Source organism: Streptomyces bathyalis (assembly GCF_015910445.1).
Taxonomy (GTDB): domain Bacteria; phylum Actinomycetota; class Actinomycetes; order Streptomycetales; family Streptomycetaceae; genus Streptomyces; species Streptomyces bathyalis.
This window is the reverse complement of the sequence record NZ_CP048882.1, coordinates 4,125,617-4,143,543: the sequence shown is the minus strand read 5'-3', so window position 1 is coordinate 4,143,543 and position 17,927 is coordinate 4,125,617. Positions and strand designations below refer to the sequence as shown.

The window sequence follows — 17,927 nt, the reverse complement described above, 5'->3', positions numbered from 1 at the left end:
ACCGTCGCGCGCGACCCCGGCGGCCCTGCGCGCGCCGGTTCACGCCTTGGAGCGCTCCGGAATCGCGTCGCCGGCGGGGGCGTCGCTGCGCCCGTAGTGGTGCGTGGTGAACATGTACAGCAGGCCCGCGCCCACGACGATGCCGCCGCACAGCAGCACGATCCAGTTCTCGTACCAGGGCTGGTCCGGGTTGCGCGCCCAGGAGATGTTGATGATCGCGAAGATGCCGTACGCGAGTGCCCCGGCGTTGACGAGCATCCCCCAGCGCCCGAGCTGGAACTCGCCCGAGGGCCGCCAGCCCTTCAACCGAGCGCGCAGGGCGGCGAGGACGACCATCTGGAACGAGCCGTAGATCCCGAGGATGGCGAACGAGACGATCTTGGTGAGGGCGTCCTCGGAGATCAGCGATCCGAAGGCGATGACGGTGGGGATGACGGCGGCGACCAGCAGCGCGTTGTGCGGAACGGCGCGGGCGTAGGAGAAGGAGCGCAGCACCTTGTGCCCGACGACCATCTTGTCCCGCGCGTAGGAGTAGATGAGGCGCCCCGCGGCGGCCTGGAGGCTGACCGTGCAGGACAGGAACGAGATCAGCACGACGGCCATGACCATGCGGGCCCCGAACTCGCCCAGCGCGTCGAAGAGCACGCGCACGACCGGGTCGGTGTCCTTGCCCGCGATCACCGCCTTGTAGTCGGAGACGGCAAGAAGCAGCGACAGGCAGGTGAACGACGCCGCCGCGCCTCCGACGTACACGGTGCGGCGCATCGCCTTGGGGATGACCAAGCCGGGGCGTGCGACCTCCTCGGCTAGGTCGCCGCACGCCTCGAAGCCGTAGTACTGGTAGAAGCCGATGATGGCCGCGGCGAGGAACGCCGGCAGATACGAACCGCCCTCCGTCGCACCGAAGTTGTCGAAGAGGACGCCGAGCCCGTGGAACCGGTGCGTTGCCAGGAGCCACACGCCCACGACGACGGCGCCGATGAGCTCCGCGCTGAAGCCGATGATGGCGGCCTTCGAAAGAGCCTTCGTGCCCGCGTAGTTGATGAGCGCGGCGATGACGATGAGAGCCACGGTGCACAACACGGTGGTGTGCACGGACGCTCCGAAGCCGAAGAGGATCGCGATGAACGGGCCGGCTCCGTACGCGACGGCCGTGATCGTGACCAGCAGCGCCCACATGTAGACCCAACCGGTCATCCACGCCCAGCGGATGCCCCACAGGCGGCGCGCCCACGGGTAGACGCCGCCCGCGATGGGGTACTGCGCGACGGTCTCGCCGAAGACGAGCGCCACGAGGAACTGCCCGGCGCCCGCCAGCACGAACGCCCAGATCATCGGGGGACCGCCGGTGGCCAGCGCCGTCGCGAAGAGGGTGTAGGTGCTCACCACGGGGGAGAGGTAGGTGAAGCCGAGCGCGAAGTTCGCCCAGGGCCCCATCTCCTTGCGGAACTCGGAGCCGTGCTCGGCGCTTCCGCCGCCTCCACCATGTCCGCCTGCCGCGGCGGAACTTCCGGCGTCCGTCATCGCTGCTCCTCTCCCAGCACGTCGCTTCCACCGGCCGGCGCCGGTGGCGGACCGGCCCTGCCGGTGATCAGGTCCACGGCACGCTCGGCGACGAGCAGCACGGTGACCATCGGGTTGACGATCGGCAGGTCCGGGAAGACGGACGCGTCGACCACCCGTACTCCCTCTTCGCCGCGCAGCCGCAGCAGCGGGTCGAGGACCGCGCCCGCGTCGCCGTCGCCGCCCATCCGGCACGTGCCCGCCGGGTGGTAGACGGTGTGCGCCGCCCGTCGCCCGTACTCGGACAGCTCCGCGTCGGTGGTCACGTCGGGACCGGGAGCGGTCTCCCGCACCAGCCAGTCGCGCAGCGGCCCGGTCGCGGCAACCTCACGTGCGATGCGCAGGCCGTCGACGATGGTGCGCTCGTCGTGGCCCTGCGGGTCGGTGAAGTAGCGGAAGTCCAGGGCGGGTTTCTGCCCCGGGTCGGCGCTTCGCAGCCAAAGCCTGCCCCGGGAGCGGGACTTGGGCACGTTCGGCGTCATGCACACCCCGTACGGGGGTGTCGGCAGGCCGAGGCGCTCGGTGTTGAGCGTGAACGGCACCTGGTAGAAGTGGAACATCAGGTCGGGGCCGGGCTCGGCGGCGTCGCGCCGCACGAACAGGCCCGCGTCGGAGTCCATCGCGGAGTTGGGCGGCAGCGGGCCCGCCGTCTCCCAGACGATGACCGACTCGGGGTGGTCGAGCAGGTTCTCCCCCACGCCCGGCAGATCGGTGAGGACGTCGATCCCCAGCGCGCGCAGTTCGTCGGCGGGGCCGATGCCGGAGAGCATCAGCAGCCTCGGGGTGTCGATCGCCCCCGCGCACAGCAGCAGTTCACGTTCGGCGCGCACGCTGCCGTCCGGTCCGTCGGCGTACCGGACGCGTACCCGGGTGAGGCGGCCGTCCCCGTCGCGCAGCAGGCGGTACGCCCAACTCTCCAGCTTCAGCGTCAGGTTGGGACGGTCCATGACCGGATGGAGATAGGCGACGGACGCCGACGAGCGGTGCCCGGTGGCCGGGTCGTAGGCGAGGGAGAAGAACCCGGCGCCCTCGGTGAAGGGGTGGGCGTTGAAGTCGTCGACGACGGGAACGTCGAGAGCGTCGACGGCGGCCGTGACGAAGTCGTGCGCGACGGGGTTGCGGTCCTTCTCGGCCACGGGTCGGATCGAGTTCCGCAGCCGGTGCCGGTACGGAAGCAGCGTCCCGGCGTCCCAGCCCGCCGCGCCCGCCCGCACCCACTCCTCCAGTTCGTGCGGGAAGGGCAGGAAGCTGATGAGGGTGTTGTGGGAAGAGCAGCCGCCGAGCACGCGTGCCCGCGAGTGCAGGATGTGCGAGTTGCCGCGGGGCTGTTCGACGGTGGGATAGCGGTAGTCGTAGTCGGTGTCGAGGAGATTGATCCAGTTCCGCAGCCTCAGCACGTTCTCGTCGCCGACGTCGCTGGGACCGCCCTCGATGACGCACACCCGGCAGTCGGGGTCCTCGCTCAGCCGCGCGGCCAGCACGCAGCCGGCGGTGCCGCCGCCGACGATCACGTAGTCGTAGGCGTCCTCGTCCCTGCCGGACCCGCCCGTTGCCGGCGTGTCTGCCATCTGCGTTCTCTTCTCCGCCGGTGACCGGCCTTGTCCCCTGCCTCAGCCCTTGAACCATCCGGACGGAGCCGGCGAGAGGTTGTGGTAGATGTGCTTGGCCTCCTGGTACTCCCGCAACCCGGTCGGCCCGAGTTCACGTCCGATGCCGGATCTGCCGAAGCCGCCCCACTCGGCCTGGGGGACGTACGGATGGAAGTCGTTGATCCAGACAGTTCCGTGGCGCAGCCTGTTGGCCACGCGCTGGGCACGGCCCGCGTCGTTGGTCCACACGCCGCCGGCCAGCCCGTAACGCGTGTCGTTGGCCAGCTCCAGCGCCTCCTCCTCGGTGTAGAAGCGCTCCACCGTCACGACGGGCCCGAAGACCTCCTCCTGCACGATGCGCATCGTCGACTTGCAGTCGGCGTACACGGTGGGCAACAGGAAGAATCCGCGGGCCAGTTCGGGATCGTCGGGACGCCGGCCGCCGGTCACGAGCCGGGCCCCGTCCATGCGCGCGATCTCCAGGTAGCTCTCCACCTTCGCGCGGTGCTCGGCGGAGACGAGGGGGCCGCTCTCCGTCATCGGCTCCAGACCGTTGCCGAGGCGGATCGCCTCGGCCCTGGAGGCGAGTTCGGACACGAAGCGGTCGTGGACTCCGTACTGGACGATGAGGCGCGAGCCGGCCGAACAGACCTGCCCGGAGTGCAGGAAGGCCGCGTCCAGGGCGTAGTCGAGCGCGGCTTCGAAGTCGGAGTCGTCGAAGATGATGTTGGGGTTCTTGCCGCCCAGTTCCAGGGCGATGTTCTTCACGCCGGACGCCGCGTTCTCCATGATCTTCCGGCCGGTCGCCAGGCCGCCGGTGAAGGAGACCATGTCGACCTCCGGGTGCGAGGTCATGGCCGCTCCCACGGTCGGGCCCGCGCCCAGCACGAGGTTGGCGACGCCCGGCGGTGTGCCGGCCTCCTCCAGTAGTCCCATCAGCGCGATCGTCGTCAGCGGCGTGATCTCGCTCGGCTTGAGAACGAAGGTGTTTCCCGCGGCGAGCGCGGGCGCGACCTTCCACGAGGTCTGGAGCAGCGGATAGTTCCACGGCGAGATCAGCGCGCACACGCCGACGGGCTGGTACACGACCCTGCTCAGCACGTCCGGGCCGACGTCGACGACGCGGCCGGCTTCCTTCCCCACGATCTCCGAGAAGTAGCGGAAGGCGCTCGCGATGTCCTCGATGTCGAGGCGCGACTCGGTCAGCGTCTTTCCGGTGTCCAGGGTTTCCATACGGGCCAGTTGCTCCAGGTCGCGCAGGAGCAGTTCGTGCACCCGGTAGAGGACGTCGGCGCGCCGGCGGGCGGGCGCCCATGCCCAGTCGGCACGTTCGAAGGCCCGCTTGGCGGCCCGTACCGCGATATCGACGTCCGTCTCGTCGCCCTCGGCGACGCTCGTGATGACCCTGCCGTCGAACGGATTGATCACGTCGCGCGATCGGCCCGAGACGCCTCCGGTCCATTCACCGTCGATGTACAGCTCGGCCATCGCGAAGCCCCTCACTTGCCCGTGGTGTTTCGTCGCCCCCGATCTCGGCATGACCGCTCCAACATCGTGCGGGGCGGGTCCGCCTCCTACGGGGCGCACCGGACGGGGGGACTTGGGGAGGGGATGTTGACCCACGTGGTCTAAGAACGGGCGAGCGCATGACCGGAGTTGGCCCAGGCCCGGAACCGCTGCGGGGCGCGCCCGGCAGGGGCCCGCCCGGGCGCGTGGGACGTGGCGGCTTCGTCACGGCGGACAGCGGCCCGGCCCCCGGACGGGTGAGGATGCGGGGCCCGGATGAGTGGACGGGGCCGCACGCCGATCGCCCCTGCCCCGGGAACCCGTCGGACCGCCGGGCTGCCGGACCGCCGGCATGACGGTCCGGCGGGGTTCCCGGAGCGGGGCTTCACACGAGGACCCGGTACCGAACGGGTTCCCCGGAACTCAGACGCGGCGTGCGCCGTTCGCGAGGATCGCGTCCCGCAGGTACTCGGCCATCCCCGGCTTGATCGCCTCGTAGTACGCGGTGAAGCGCTCGTCCGCGACGTACATCTCCCCGAGGCAGGTGTGCATCTCGTACGGGCACTCGTAGAAATTGCGGGAGATCTGCTGCCTGTGCTCCTCGGCCAGGTCCATCGCCGCCTCGGACTCGGGGCCTTCACCGCTGTCCATCTGCTCGGTGAAGCGGCGGCTCCACTCCTCGCCTTCCTCCTTGATCCGCAGCCAGTCCTCTTTGGTGTAGGAGGCCGTTCTGCGCTGCGACTCGCGGTATGCGTCGGTGTCGCCCCAGCGCTGCTGGGTCTCCTCCGCGTACTGGTCGGGGTCGTTGTCCCCGAAGACTTCGAACTTCTCCTCGGGCGTGAGGTTGATGCCCATCTTCCGTGCCTCCATCGCGTGTTCGACGGCGGCGGCCATCTTCTGCAGCTTCTCGATCCTCGAACGCAGCAGTTCGTGCTGCCGCCGCAGGTGTTCCCGCGGATCCGCGTCCGGGTCGTCGAGCAGGGCCGCCACCTCTTCGAGTGGAAAGCCGAGCTCCCGGTAGAAAAGGATCTGCTGGAGCCGGTCCAGGTCGGCATCGCCGTACAGGCGGTGTCCTGCGTGGCTGCGCTCGCTGGGCACCAGCAGGCCGATCTCGTCGTAGTGGTGCAGCGTGCGCACGGTCACTCCGGCGACTCCGGCGACCTTCCCAACGGAGTAGCTCATCTGCGCTCCTCTCTCGTACGCACTTCACGATGAGTCCTCACGTGACGTGAGGTGCAAGCCGAATTTCTCAGGAGGGCCCTCGCCCGTCTGCCGGGCACCGCTCGCCCGGCCCTACTCGCCGGGTGCGGGCAGGGGCCGGGGCGGCCGTGGCCCGGTGTATTGGCCACTGGGCCGCAGACGCAGCGGACGTTCGCCGTACTCCTCGAGCGCGTGGGCGACCCAGCCCGCCGTGCGCGCGACGGCGAAGACCGCCTCGCCCGCCTCGGGGCTCATGCCCGCGCCGAGGGTGAGCACCGCCAGGGCGAGGTCGATGTTGGCCTGCCGCCCGGCCGTCGCCGCGATCTCGTGCGCCGCCGCGAGCGCGCCGGCGCAGGCGGGCACCTCCTCGAGCCATGTGAACAGCGCACGGGCCCGCGGGTCCTCACCGGGATAGATGCGGTGCCCGAGGCCCGGCACGCGGCGCCCGGCCCTGAGGGTCTCGGCCACCACCGCCGTTGCGCTGCCACGCTCCACGACCTCGGCCAGCATGCGGTGGGCACCCGCGCCCGCGGCCCCGTGCAGCGGGGCGTCGAGCGCACCGAGCGCCGCGGAGACGACCGCGTACGGGTGGGCACGTGCGGACGCGGCGACGCGCGCCGCGAGCGTCGACGCCGCCAGGTCGTGGTCGAGGAGAAGGATCATCGCGCGCTCGAGGGTGCGTACGAACGCCTCCGTGGGACGGCGAGCGGTCAGGCGTGGCCACAGCGCACGGACGAGCCCGCCGCCCGCCGCTCCCGCGTCGTCTCCGTCCGGGCCCCTCCCCTGCAGCGGCAGCGCACCCACCATGACGGCCAGCAGGCCGCGGGTCCGGGCGATCACCGCCTCCTCCGCGAGGTCGAAGCGCAGCGGGTCGGCCACGGCCGCCGCGACGACGGCGGCGCGCAGCCGGTCGGTGACGGCGCAGTGTCCGGGCAGCGCGCCGGCGGCCGTACGAGCGGCGTCGAGCAGCGGGGGAGGAGCGGCGAAACGCAGCCCCGGTGTGAGCCGGCCCGTCCACAGCCAGTCGGCCGCCTCCTCGAAGGTGTGCGCCGCGGCCAGCTCACGGGCGTCGACGCCCCGGAACCAGCATCCGTCGGGCTCGATCAGCGTGATGCCCGTCCGTACGGACATCGCATCGGGCGCCGCCTGCCGTGGCGCGGCGGCGGGCCTGCGGGCGGCGTCGGCCAGCGCCTGGACCTCGACGGCGTCGAACGTGCTGCCGCGGCCGCCGGCCGAGCGGCGGCTGCTCAGAAGGCCGCGGCTCACGTACGCGTAGACCGTCTCGGGCTTCACCCCGAGCCGCTCGGCGGCCTGCCGGGTGCTCAGCCGGGGCCGCTCTCCGGGGCTGTCGCTGCCGCCCTGCTCGCTCACACGCACTCACCAGACTTGCATTGATTCAATCAATATTGACGAGATTGAGTAAAGCATGGACAGTCAAATCAAGTAAGAGGTACGGGTACGGGGAAACGGAGATCGACATGGAGCAACAGGGCATCGAGGTCCCGCGCGGACTGTCCGGAGTCGTCGTCACGGACACCACTCTCGGAGACGTGCGCGGACGCGAGGGCTTCTACCACTACCGGCAGTACTCGGCCGTGGAGCTGGCCGAACGCCGCACGTTCGAGGATGTCTGGCATCTCATGTTTCACGGGGAACTCCCCGACCGCGCCGCCCGCGTGGAGTTCACCAAACTCACCGCCGGGCTGCGCCACCTGCCCGGACCCGTGCGCGAGGCGCTGCCCGCCGTCTCCCGGGCCACGGCCGCCTCAGGACCGCTGGCCGGGCTGCGCACGGCGCTCTCGCTGGCCGGTGCGGCAGCGGGATTCCGCCCGGTCTACGACCTCACACCGGGCGAGCGCCGCGAGGACGCCCTCGCGGCGTGCGCGCTCGTACCGACGCTGCTGACCGCGCTGCACCGGCTGGCCCAGGGCCTCGACCCCGTGGAGCCGCGCGACGACCTGCCGTACGCGGCCAACTACCTCTACATGCTCACCGGCGAGGAGCCGGCCCCGCGCGAGGCCCGGGCGGTGGAGCGCTACCTCATCTCCACCGTCGACCACGGCTTCAACGCCTCGACGTTCACCGGACGTGTGATCGCCTCGACCGGAGCCGACGTCGCCGCCTGCCTGACCGGCGCGATCGGCGCCCTCTCCGGGCCGCTCCACGGCGGTTCGCCCAGCCGCGCACTGGACGCGCTGGACGCCATCGGCACCCCGGACCGCACGGACGCCTGGGTGCGTGACCGCGTGCGGTCCGGCGAGCGGATCATGGGCTTCGGGCACCCCGTCTACCGTACGGAGGACCCGCGTTCACGCATGCTGAAGGGGATCGCCCAGGAATTCGGCGGCCCCCTGGTCGACTTCGCGACGCAGGTCGAGGAACGTGTCGAGGCGGTACTGGCCGAGCTCAAGCCGGGGCGTGAGCTGCACATCAACGTGGAGTTCTACGCGGGCGTCGTCATGGAGCTGTGCGGGCTGCCGCGTTCGATGTTCACGCCGACGTTCTGCGCGGCACGCGTGGTGGGCTGGAGCGCCAACATCCTTGAGCAGGCGGGGGATTCGAAGATAATTCGCCCCTCCGCCCGCTACACGGGACCGGTGCCGCCCGCACCGGTGCCACAGCTGCCGTCGGCGCCGGCCGCCTGACCCACCGGCTCCCGGGCGCCCCGCCTCGTGTTTGACAGGGTCGGACGACGCGCGGATAGCCTCACGATATGACAACTATGTTCAGAAAGGCCCTCGGTGTGCTGCCCCGTGTGGGAGTGCAGGTACTCGATCTCGGCCCCGGTGCCGCCGTGGTCTCCCGGCGCGGCGGCTACTCCGCCACGAAGATGAGCGCGGATGCCTGGATGGTCGGCGGGAAGGGGTCGGGTACCCGCACCCCCGCCGACGGATGGGGCTTGCACAAGTCGGCCGCGAGCAGCCTGTGTTCGCGGCACGTCGCCGATCTGCTGGCCAACTACGAGGTCAACTGCGTGTTCGACGTCGGGGCCAACAAGGGGCAGTACGGCAAGCAGCTGCGCGAGTTCGGCTACCGGGGCAGGATCGTCTCCTTCGAGCCCGTTCCGGACGCCCTGGCCAAGTTGCGCAAGGCCGCCGAGCGGGACCGGGACTGGCAGGTCCACCCCTTCGCGCTGGGGCGCAGCGAGTCGGTCGAGAACATGCACCTGGGGTGGAAGACGATGAACTCGCTGCTGGAGCCCAGCGAGTACGGGCAGCAGCGCTACAAGCGGTTCGCCGACACCACCAGCACGACCGAGGTGCAGCTGCGGCGGCTCGACGCGATCATGGACGACGCCCTGGCGGGCATCGCCGACCCGCGGCCGTATCTGAAGATGGACACCCAGGGCTTCGACATGGAGGTCTTCGCCGGCGCCGGGAAGCGCATAGGCGAGTTCGTCGGGATGCAGTCGGAGGTTGCCGCGCTGCAGCTGTACGAGGGAAGCCCTCACATGTCCGAGGCCATCGCCGCCTACGAGGACGCCGGCTTCGAGATCACCGGCATGTATCCCGTCACGCGTGAGGGATCCACAGGGCGAGTCGTCGAATTCGACTGCGTACTGGCCCGCGCCTCGGCGGCACCGGTCCAACTGCCTTGAATCCACCGAGAGTCGGACGGCGTGCCGTGCGCGAGGCGACCACGCGGCACGTCGGTCCGATCCTCCGTTCCGGCAACGCTCCTCGTCTCCCCTGACGGGACGGCGGTCCCGGTGGCGCGCTCCTTTCCAGGACCGGGGCCCGGGAGACGGGCCTGCTTCGCAAGGAAGGAAACGACGAGGTCAGGCCCTGTCGCGAGTGAGATCCCTCACGGCATCACTCGCCGCGGACGTGGGAACCGGACTGCCCGAGGCACGGACGGACGTGGTGGTCACGGCATGACTTCCGGCCTGTGGGCTGCCGTTCACCTTCGCTTCGTACGTTGCGGGCAGACACACAAATGAGCCGTAATCCACTCGAAAGGCAGCAGTGCAAAACACGTCGCCCACGGTCCACGAGTCACCGGTGAAGGTGAGCGTCGTCGTTCCCACCCACAACACCGGGAAGACGGTTCTCACCGGACTGCGATCCTTCCTCGCCCAGACCATGCCGCGCCCGGACTTCGAGGTCATCTACGTCGACGACGGCTCCACCGACGACACGGTCGCACTGCTGGAGGCCGAAGTCGCCGCCCAGGGAGCCGAATCGGTCGTCCGGCTCATACGCATCCCCAACTCGGGGTGGCCCGGCAGGCCGCGCAACATCGGCATGGACGCCGCCCGTGGCGAGTTCGTCCACTTCGTCGACGACGACGACTGGCTCGCCCCCGAAGCCCTTGAGCGCACCTACGCGCGGGCGCAGGAGACCGGCGCCGACATCGTCGCGGGACGGATGGCCGGACACGGGCGGCGGGCCCCCCGCGCCCTGTTCGAGAAGCCCATCGCAGCCGCCGACCTGCGCTCCGACACCGAACTGCTCTCCTCCATGACCGTCCACAAGCTCTTCCGGCGCTCGTTCCTCCAGGAGAACCAGCTGCGCTTCGTGGAGGGCCAAGTGCGGCTCGAGGACCACATGTTCACGCTTCGCGCCTATCTCCTCACCGGGCGCGTGGCCACCGTCCACGACTACACCTGCTACCACTGGGTGCGTCACGAGGGCGAGGACCACAACATCAGCTACGAGAGGATCGAGCCGGGACCCTACGTCGACAGCGTCCGAAGGGTGCTCGCCATCCTCGACGCCCCCGACACCCGCGTCACCCCCGGCCGTCACCGCTACCGGCTGGCGGCGAACTGGTACGGCAAGAAGGCGCTCGCCCGGATCAGCGGACAGCGCTTCCTCGACCAGTCCGGGCCGCGCAAGGCCGAATGGCTCGACGCCGTCGGCGCCCTGGCCGCCGACATGCCGCCCAAGGCGGACGCGGCACTGACGACGCGGCTGCGGATCGTCGCAGCACTCGCCAGGCACCGCGAGCTCGAACCCCTCGTGGAACAGGCGGAGTTCGAAGCCGGAGTGGACCACCGGCCCCGCGTCCGCTCGGCAGGCTGGAAGGACGGCCGGCTCACCGTCAGGTGCGAGACCAGGCTCGTTCGCAGGAAGGGCAGGGGAGCCACCTCCTCGCCCCTCGTCTTCTCCCGCGCGGGGGGCCGCCGTCTGCTGCGGCTGCCGCCCCGCGTCGCCGCCGTGCCGGGAGCATCGGAGGCGGCCGACTTCACCAAGGCCGTGCAGCGCAGCAACGTCCGCGGCCTGCTCCGCCACCGCGAGGGAGGAACGGTGCTCAGCGTGCCGCTGACCCACCGCGTGGTCGAAGTGCCCGTGCGGGACGAGGGCACCGCGGCGGAACCGGTGGCCAGGGCAGCGCGCCGGATGGGGCTGCCGGCAGGGCTCACGTCCCGTCTCCAGGGAACCGGCCGGAACCAGGAGGATCCGGACGCGTGCTCCCTGAGCTTCGAGACCGAGTTCACCGTCGACCCCTCGACGGCCGACAACGGCAAGCCCCTTGCCCCCGGAACCTGGGACCTCCAGCTCCAACTGGGCTGCGGCGGCTGGCGATTCGCGCGGGCGCTGCGGGGCTACTCGATCGACGTTCCGGCGGAGCCGGCGCGGGCGGCTCCGGCGGTGCGCGCGCCGGGCAGGCTTCCACGTCCACGTCCTCTTCGCGGACGGCAGGCCGTCCCCGCGGCCCGCGGGTGACGGAGCAAACGGCGAGGCAAGCGGCGGGGCGAGCGCGGTCCTCGGGCGAGCCCCCGGAACCGACCGCGGGCCCCGGCCACGGGCGGTGGCCGGGGCCCGGACTCACAGATCGGCGGCCCGGCTGGTTCCTGCCGCGGGGTCAGGCCGGCCCGTTGCCCTCCGAGGTGGGAGCGGCCGGGCGGAGGGCGGAGAGGAAGGTCTGGAAGTCCTCGAGGACGTCGTCGAGCTGGCTCATCTTTGCCGTCAACGCCACCTCGATCTCGACGAGTTCACCGCGCTGCTGCTCGTTCTCCAGCAGCAGGATGAACTGGCTCTGCGCGAGCTCCATCGGCTGCTCGTTGACGGTGGCCTGGATGCGCAGGTTCTGCACGATTCCCGGGGCGTCGACGAGGCCCGGCGCCGTGGAGGTGCCCACCTCGGTGCGCTTGACGACATCGACGGCGCCGAGGTTCTCGCGCAGCCGCTGCACCGACTCCTCCGCGAGGCGGTGCAGACTCCCCGAACCCTCGAGGGTGCGGCCGGTGACCGTGATGTTGGGCGTGAAGCCCTGACCCTGAGAGGTCTTGTGCAGCGCGACGAAGGCGGCATGCGGTGCGCCGACCTTGTCCGGGGGTGCCGACTCCCAGCCCTGCGGAAGCTCGACGTTGAGCGGCACCGGAAGTGTGCCCGGCATGGTGGATCAACTCCTTGCGGTACGGATTGCGACGGTACGGGAAACGACGGGGAGTAGCCGCCGGCGGGGAGCCCCGGGCGGGGCCGCCCCGCCGCGGATCAGTCGAACCAGCCGCCGACCGTGTCCTTGGCGCTCGAGCCCCAGTCCCCGACCGCGTCCGCCGCGTCCCCGGCCGCATCGGTGACCTTGCCCGGGTCGATCTCGATCTGACCGCCGAGTTTGCCGCCGAGGCCGAGGCCGACCCCGGCCTCGCCTCCGATGACGAACGTTCCGTCGTCCTTGAAGCCGGCGTCGAACTTGGCCTCGGCACCGACTCCGGCCCAGCCCTCGGCGGTACCACCCACGCCGACACCCGCCACCGAGGCGTGCCCCTCCGCTTCGGCCTTGGCTCCGGCGAAGGCTCCGGCTTGACCGTGGACGCCGTCCATGCCGACGGACCCCTTGGCCTCCGCCTGGGCGCCGGCGAAGGCCGAAGCCTTGCCGGATGCCTCGAAGTAGCCGGCGGTGTACTTGCCTTCGGCCGAGGCCTGGGCCAGGTACGCCTTTCCGGAGGCCGAGGCGGTGGCGTTGCCGTCCTGCAGACCGACGCCTGCCCGCCCCTCGACGCCGAGAAGGTTCACACCGGCCTTGCCGGAGACCTCGCCGCCCGCGAAGTCGCTGCGGCCCTGGGCCTCCGCCCCCCACACGCTCGCGCTTCCGGAGACGGAGGGACCCATGACGACGATGCCGGGGCCCTTGCCGGAGGTTCCCTCGCGCAGTGCCTCCCGCTGCTCAGGCGTCAGGTTCTTGTAGTCGCCCCAGGCTCTGGGGGACGTCAGCGGGTTCATCCGGTCGGTGAACTCGCGGGGTGTGTTCGCCATGGACATCTTGCCCACGTCGCTCTCGGCCGCCTCCGCAGAGAAGAACAGCCAGTCCGGGGCGCCGTCGGCCTTGCCGCCCTGGGCCTCGAACTTCTTCGCCGCGGTGTTGCCTGCCGTCTCCAATTGGGTTCGCGCGGAGTTGAGCGTCGTCTCGGCCCCGGCTTCGTCCCCGCTGTCGTGCTGCCGGATGGCCCGCTCCGCCTGGGACTGGGCCCAGCTGAGGGTTCTGGCGTAGTCGCGCAGGGCCTTCTCGGCCTCGGCCATCGAGTCGGAGCCGCGATGCCAGCGCGCCTTCTGGGGTGAGAAGTCCTTCCAGAAGGCGTCGCTGGCCTTGCCCTCCCAGCTGGGAACGCGGATGGCGCCCAAGTCGTCCCCGATGCCTTCGAGGGTCTTGGACCTGGCGCGGAGCTTGTCGGCCCGGCCAGTGAGGTCTTCGGGATTGCCCGGTATCAGCTCGCGCGGATCGCGGGTCTCGCCGAGTTGTGCCGCCATTGTGTCCCCGTTAGTAGATCGGGCCCGGCACGCCGGCCGCGGGTCCCGTGAAGTGGTTCTGCGACTGCCGCTCGGAACGCTCGTACGACGCGGCGTTGTCGTTGAGCTTGTCCGCGGCGGACTCCGCGTCATCCTTGAGCGTCTTGGTGACGGCCACGTTCCAGGTGGCCATCAGCTCCGAGAAGGCCTTGGCCGCGTCGCCGTGGCCGAAGTCGGCGCCGTTCGCGATCTCGTCGAGCTTGGCGTCGTCGCCCTTGTCCACAGCCTTCTTGATCTTTCCCGATGCCGAGCGGAGCTCGCCCGGTTCCACGCGCACGTCAGTCATGCGCACCCCGTTTCAACTCGTACCCGGGGGTGAACCGCGGTCAGTCCCTCCCCCGATGGTTGACGACCAGTCAAGCATCATCGCGACTCGGTGGCATCGGCAGCGCACAACACCACAGTCCCTGCAAGAGACATTCACACGACGGCCGTTGCACGCGCCGACAGCCACCCGGACGGCATCCGGGGAGCGAGGAGGCGGGAGAAAAGCGTCCCGGAAACCGGCTGACGGTGACCGGGACGTCTGCGTCACGACGTCCGGGCTACGACGTCTGGGCCGGAAGCCTCCCGACGGCGTCCGTGAGGAAGTCCAGCATCACGTCGAGGTTCTCGGTCGAGAGCTTCTCCTCCCGACGCCAGGTGAGCAGGTGTCCGTAGCGCACCTCGAGCGGCCACTCGCCGGCGCGCGGGTCGGAGGTCAGGAACTGGGCCAGCCCGCTGTGCAGCAACGCCCGGGCGCGCTCCTCGTCCTCGGCGACGATGTGGAACTGCTCGTCGACCTGGGGAATCCCCGTGGTGAGCGGAGTGCCCGAGGTGAGCTTGCTGTGCCAACGCCGGTGCAGGATACGGATGTCGGGAACGGGCGCGGTCAACTTCAGTGCCCACACGGGAAAGTAGTGGATCTGCTGCCGCGAGTGGTTGTCCACCCCGGACCCGATGGAGAGGGTGCTCTGGTACTCGAAGGCGCGGAAGGCGAATCCGCGGTGCGTTCCGGTGACGACGTTGCCGCCGGCCACCCCCTTCGCGACGGGCAGCGGCCCGGCGCCGGAGAACTCGTCGATGAGCCCGGGGACCCCGGGCTGGTAGGTCCATCCACGGCCCTCCGCAAGGGATCTCAGCTCGGCCCGGCCCGCCGCGGTCTCCTGCACACGCCGAGCGGAGCGCTTCTTGGACCAGGTGATCAGGGCCCCCAGCGCGACAAAAAACAGCACGTACAACAAGGCTTCCATGACGTCAGCATGCCTCCCTGTGCCGCGGTGGGCCCAGCCCCCGCGCACTCCGATACAACCTGCACCTCAGCCTCACATGCCATCACACGCGTGTTCCCTCCGTCCCATCTCCGCGTCGCGCCGGTGCTCCGGGGTTCCCTACGCTGTGCCGAGCCCAACTCCCCCGCCTGCCGGGGCCGGACGGGCGGACGTGCGGTGCCACACCACCGGAGGGGGATGTCGTGAGCGGGAACTGGACGAGCGGCCGGACCTTTGCCGAACACGGGCCGAACGGCAAGAAGTTCACGCTGGTCGTCGGCAACAAGAGGTACCCGCGACGGGTCGCGGCGCTGGTCATGGGCGGAGTGGTGGTGGTGATGGGCGGGTTCTTCGCCAGCGTCCTCGGGCTCATCTACTGGGGGAAGCAGGTGGATGCACGGAGTGCGGGCGAGGAGGCCGGTCTGGCCCAACTGGCCCGCGAGCACGGATGGTCGTACGAGCCGAGCCGGTCGGGAGTCGTGGACCGGCTGGAGGGCGTGGAGCCGTTCCCCGATGTGAGCACCGGGCTGCTGGTGTCGGACTACACGCACGGCCGGTACAAGGGGCGGGAGTTCCGGTACTTCGAGTACGAGGACGAATCGACGGGCACGGGGGCCGACAGCAGGGAGACGTCGGAGTACTACGCGGTTTTCGCCGTCTCGACACCTGGGGAGGTGCCCCGGACCGTCTTCCGCGAAGAGGGCTTCCTGGACTCGGTGTTCGGCGGCGGGAAGATCGTCGCGACCGGGGACGCGGAGTTCGACGCCGACAACCGCGTGATCGCCGAGGACCGGGCGGCGGCGAAGCAGCTCGCGGCACCGGGGCTGACCCGCTACCTCCTGCACGGGCCCGCGCTGCAGGACCGGCCGCTGCGGTTCGAGAACGGCGAGGTCCTCACCTGGCACGAGGAGCGGCTGCGCCCACGGGACGTGCTGCGCAAGCTCGACTACCTGTCCCGCGTGGTCGACCACTCACCGGCGCGCGCCTGGCAGTAGCCAAGGCCCCCCGAACACCGGCGGAACGTCCGGCGATCGGGGCCCTGGCCTGTCTCACGGAGTTCTATCCGTCGGCCTTGATGTCGTACTTGATGTCGTCGCCGTCGACGGAGGTGACCTTGACCGTCACGCCGAGGCTGCTGCCGTCGCTCGCGGTGAGCTTGCAGCGCAGCGTGGTGCCGACCTTTCCGACGAGATCCTTGGGGCAGGTGACGTCCGGCTTCGGCTGACCCGTCTGCGCGGCGAGCTTCTCGGCCACCGTGTTCGCCACCTTGTCCTTGGGCAGCTTCGCCTCCTCCGACGAACAGCCCACGAGCAGCGCACCGGCGGCTGCGGCCGCGAGGCCCCAAGTAGCAAGGGAAGACAGGGGCTTGGGCATGGGGTGGGCTCCATTCGGGGGCGCGAGGACCTCGAGGGTCGAAGAATGACGGTCGTCGGGATGATTACCTATCAGCCCGGACTGCCCGTCCGGCCGGGTCTTCACATTCCCCTACTCCCGCACGCGAACGATCTTCACGGAAGATCGAAGTCGAAGGGCAGTACGCCCTCGACCCGGCGAACAGGCCCCACCGAAGAATCCAGTCATCGACTTCCATGCCGTCTTTGCTGAACAGAAGGCGGACCGCTTCCCCGGAGCCACGTTGCGCCTGTACGGCCGCGAGTACGTCCTCCCAATAGGGAGGTCAGCGGGATCCTTATTTACGCATGGCGCACCGCCCGTGAGCAGTCAGGAACCGAAGTAGCGGGGGCAAGTCACATGCCACGCCAATCCACTGTGACTATTCCTCGCGCACGCTGTCGATCTGATCGGTCAGACAGGCGAGGTAGAGGCTGATGGCGTCAGAGGGATTTCGAACCGGCCGGCCGGCCAGGCGTGTGATCTTGTCCAGTCGGTAGAGGAGCGTGTTGCGGTGGATGTGGAGCAGTTCCGAGGCACGGATCAGATTGAATCCGCCCTCGACCCATGCCATCAGGGTGGCGCGGAGCGTGTGCCAGTCCCGCTGGGCGGGCAGGCGGCCCAGCGTGATCTCCCGGAAACGCCTGCGCGGGTAGTGCCCCTCTGACGTGAGCAGCTGTTGGAGACGCATCTCCTCGATCGGGAAGACTGCACCACTGCCGGTGCGGGGGCCGATGCGTAGTGCGGTGGCTGCGTCCTGATAGGAGTCGTGCAGCCCGCGAAAGCCGGACGTGACCGCACTGATGCCCACCTGCGCAGTGAGTGCCGCCTGGTTCTCCAAGTTTTCGCACAGGGTCTCTGCGCGTTGAGTGAGCAAGTCGATCGCGTCGCTGCGTGTCCGGTCCTGGGGCATGGAGTGCAGGATGACGATGCGGCCGGAGGTGAGCTCGACAGTCACGTCCTGTACGGCGTCGAAGACTTCTCTGACGATGCGCAGCGGGCGTACCGGCCCCAGCTCCGCACTTGCCTCTGATATTGGATCGAACTTCGCGAGCAGCACCGCACGTCTGATGTCGGGGTCGAAGCCGAGTTCTGCTGCGCGCAGTTCGAGGGCTTCGGGTTCCATCACCTCGGGATCGAAGAACACGATGTCGCGGAGCAGATCTTGCATCGCGTGCTCCCTGAGCATGCGCGATTTTATGATCACTGCCTGCTCGAGGAGGATTTCCGTCTGGCGCCGTACGACCAGGCCGAATTGACGGACGCGGCGGGGAGATCCGGCGATGGCCACGGTGCCGATGGCGGTCCCGTCGATGACGAGCGGAAGAGTGATCCCTGGTCGGACACCCTTCAGGCGCTTGGCTTGCTCGGCGGTGTGCCATGCCGGCGCCTGGGTTCGGAGCACCTCCTTTGACGCCTCGTGGACGCTGCCGACACGCAACGGGTCTCCAGCTCCGATGACGGTGCCGTCGCGGTCGGTGATCAAGACCTGGAAGCCGACGACGCTGCCCGTCTCGCTGGCGATTTCCTGAGCGAGTTCGGCCGTCAGGACCGGCGTCCTGCTGCGCTCAACCATCGGCTCACTCTCCGTTTTGCAGTGTTGGATGGAAAGTACAAATGTGCCGGGGTAAGCCTGCACCGGCTTCGGACGAATCGTACGGTGACGAATTCGTTTGACGTGCCTAGCGTCTCCA

General features: G+C 69.8%; 15 protein-coding genes. 4 read left to right on the top strand and 11 right to left on the bottom strand.

The features are described 5' to 3' along the window. Nucleotides 1-39: 39 nt before the first annotated feature. From G4Z16_RS18025 to G4Z16_RS18005, 5 genes are all read right to left on the bottom strand, one after another. Nucleotides 40-1,524, bottom strand: a complete 1,485-nt coding sequence (locus tag G4Z16_RS18025) for an APC family permease (RefSeq protein WP_197351779.1) — start codon at nt 1,522-1,524, stop codon at nt 40-42. Further along, nucleotides 1,521-3,131: a GMC family oxidoreductase gene (locus G4Z16_RS18020; RefSeq protein ID WP_197351778.1), complete on the bottom strand. Its 1,611-nt coding sequence runs from the start codon at nt 3,129-3,131 to the stop codon at nt 1,521-1,523. Before G4Z16_RS18020 ends, G4Z16_RS18025 begins: the two co-directional genes overlap by 4 nt. 42 nt (nt 3,132-3,173) lie before the next feature. Next, a complete protein-coding gene (locus G4Z16_RS18015) occupies nt 3,174-4,640 on the bottom strand; it encodes an aldehyde dehydrogenase family protein (RefSeq protein ID WP_197351777.1) in 1,467 nt (488 codons plus the stop codon). 441 nt (nt 4,641-5,081) lie between these two features. Next, complete coding sequence (locus G4Z16_RS18010; RefSeq protein WP_197351776.1) at nt 5,082-5,840, bottom strand: MerR family transcriptional regulator; 759 nt, start codon at nt 5,838-5,840, stop codon at nt 5,082-5,084. A gap of 111 nt (nt 5,841-5,951) precedes the next feature. Beyond that, complete coding sequence (locus G4Z16_RS18005; protein ID WP_197351775.1) at nt 5,952-7,229, bottom strand: citrate/2-methylcitrate synthase; 1,278 nt, start codon at nt 7,227-7,229, stop codon at nt 5,952-5,954. 107 nt (nt 7,230-7,336) lie between these two features. Here G4Z16_RS18005 and G4Z16_RS18000 point away from each other — a divergent pair, with 107 nt between their 5' ends. The 3 genes from G4Z16_RS18000 (at nt 7,337) to G4Z16_RS17990 (ending at nt 11,527) form a co-directional block, all read left to right on the top strand. Continuing rightward, nucleotides 7,337-8,503 (top strand): citrate synthase/methylcitrate synthase, encoded by a 1,167-nt coding sequence (locus tag G4Z16_RS18000; RefSeq protein WP_197351774.1) that lies wholly within the window; start codon nt 7,337-7,339, stop codon nt 8,501-8,503. 68 nt (nt 8,504-8,571) lie between these two features. Then, the gene (locus G4Z16_RS17995; RefSeq protein ID WP_197351773.1) at nt 8,572-9,456 is read left to right on the top strand and encodes an FkbM family methyltransferase; all 885 of its coding nucleotides are present in this window, start codon (nt 8,572-8,574) and stop codon (nt 9,454-9,456) included. Nucleotides 9,457-9,823: 367 nt separating this feature from the next. Continuing rightward, the gene (locus G4Z16_RS17990; protein WP_197351772.1) at nt 9,824-11,527 is read left to right on the top strand and encodes a glycosyltransferase family 2 protein; all 1,704 of its coding nucleotides are present in this window, start codon (nt 9,824-9,826) and stop codon (nt 11,525-11,527) included. A gap of 139 nt (nt 11,528-11,666) precedes the next feature. Here G4Z16_RS17990 and G4Z16_RS17985 read toward each other — a convergent pair whose 3' ends face one another. From G4Z16_RS17985 to G4Z16_RS17970, 4 genes are all read right to left on the bottom strand, one after another. Continuing rightward, on the bottom strand, nt 11,667-12,200 hold the full coding sequence (locus G4Z16_RS17985; protein WP_197351771.1) for a hypothetical protein: 534 nt from the start codon (nt 12,198-12,200) through the stop codon (nt 11,667-11,669). A 98-nt stretch (nt 12,201-12,298) separates the two neighbouring features. Continuing rightward, the gene (locus G4Z16_RS17980; protein WP_197351770.1) at nt 12,299-13,552 is read right to left on the bottom strand and encodes a putative T7SS-secreted protein; all 1,254 of its coding nucleotides are present in this window, start codon (nt 13,550-13,552) and stop codon (nt 12,299-12,301) included. A 10-nt stretch (nt 13,553-13,562) separates the two neighbouring features. After that, on the bottom strand, nt 13,563-13,877 hold the full coding sequence (locus G4Z16_RS17975) for a WXG100 family type VII secretion target (protein WP_197351769.1): 315 nt from the start codon (nt 13,875-13,877) through the stop codon (nt 13,563-13,565). Nucleotides 13,878-14,136: 259 nt separating this feature from the next. Continuing rightward, on the bottom strand, nt 14,137-14,823 hold the full coding sequence (locus tag G4Z16_RS17970; RefSeq protein WP_197351768.1) for a hypothetical protein: 687 nt from the start codon (nt 14,821-14,823) through the stop codon (nt 14,137-14,139). 221 nt (nt 14,824-15,044) lie between these two features. Here G4Z16_RS17970 and G4Z16_RS17965 point away from each other — a divergent pair, with 221 nt between their 5' ends. Next, nucleotides 15,045-15,836 (top strand): hypothetical protein, encoded by a 792-nt coding sequence (locus tag G4Z16_RS17965; protein WP_197351767.1) that lies wholly within the window; start codon nt 15,045-15,047, stop codon nt 15,834-15,836. Between the two features lie 64 nt (nt 15,837-15,900). On the opposite strand, the gene G4Z16_RS17960 is transcribed toward G4Z16_RS17965, so the two are convergent. Continuing rightward, on the bottom strand, nt 15,901-16,215 hold the full coding sequence (locus G4Z16_RS17960; protein ID WP_197351766.1) for a DUF4333 domain-containing protein: 315 nt from the start codon (nt 16,213-16,215) through the stop codon (nt 15,901-15,903). 400 nt (nt 16,216-16,615) lie between these two features. Further along, nucleotides 16,616-17,809, bottom strand: a complete 1,194-nt coding sequence (locus G4Z16_RS17955; RefSeq protein WP_197351765.1) for a CdaR family transcriptional regulator — start codon at nt 17,807-17,809, stop codon at nt 16,616-16,618. Between the last annotated feature and the right edge of the window lie 118 nt (nt 17,810-17,927).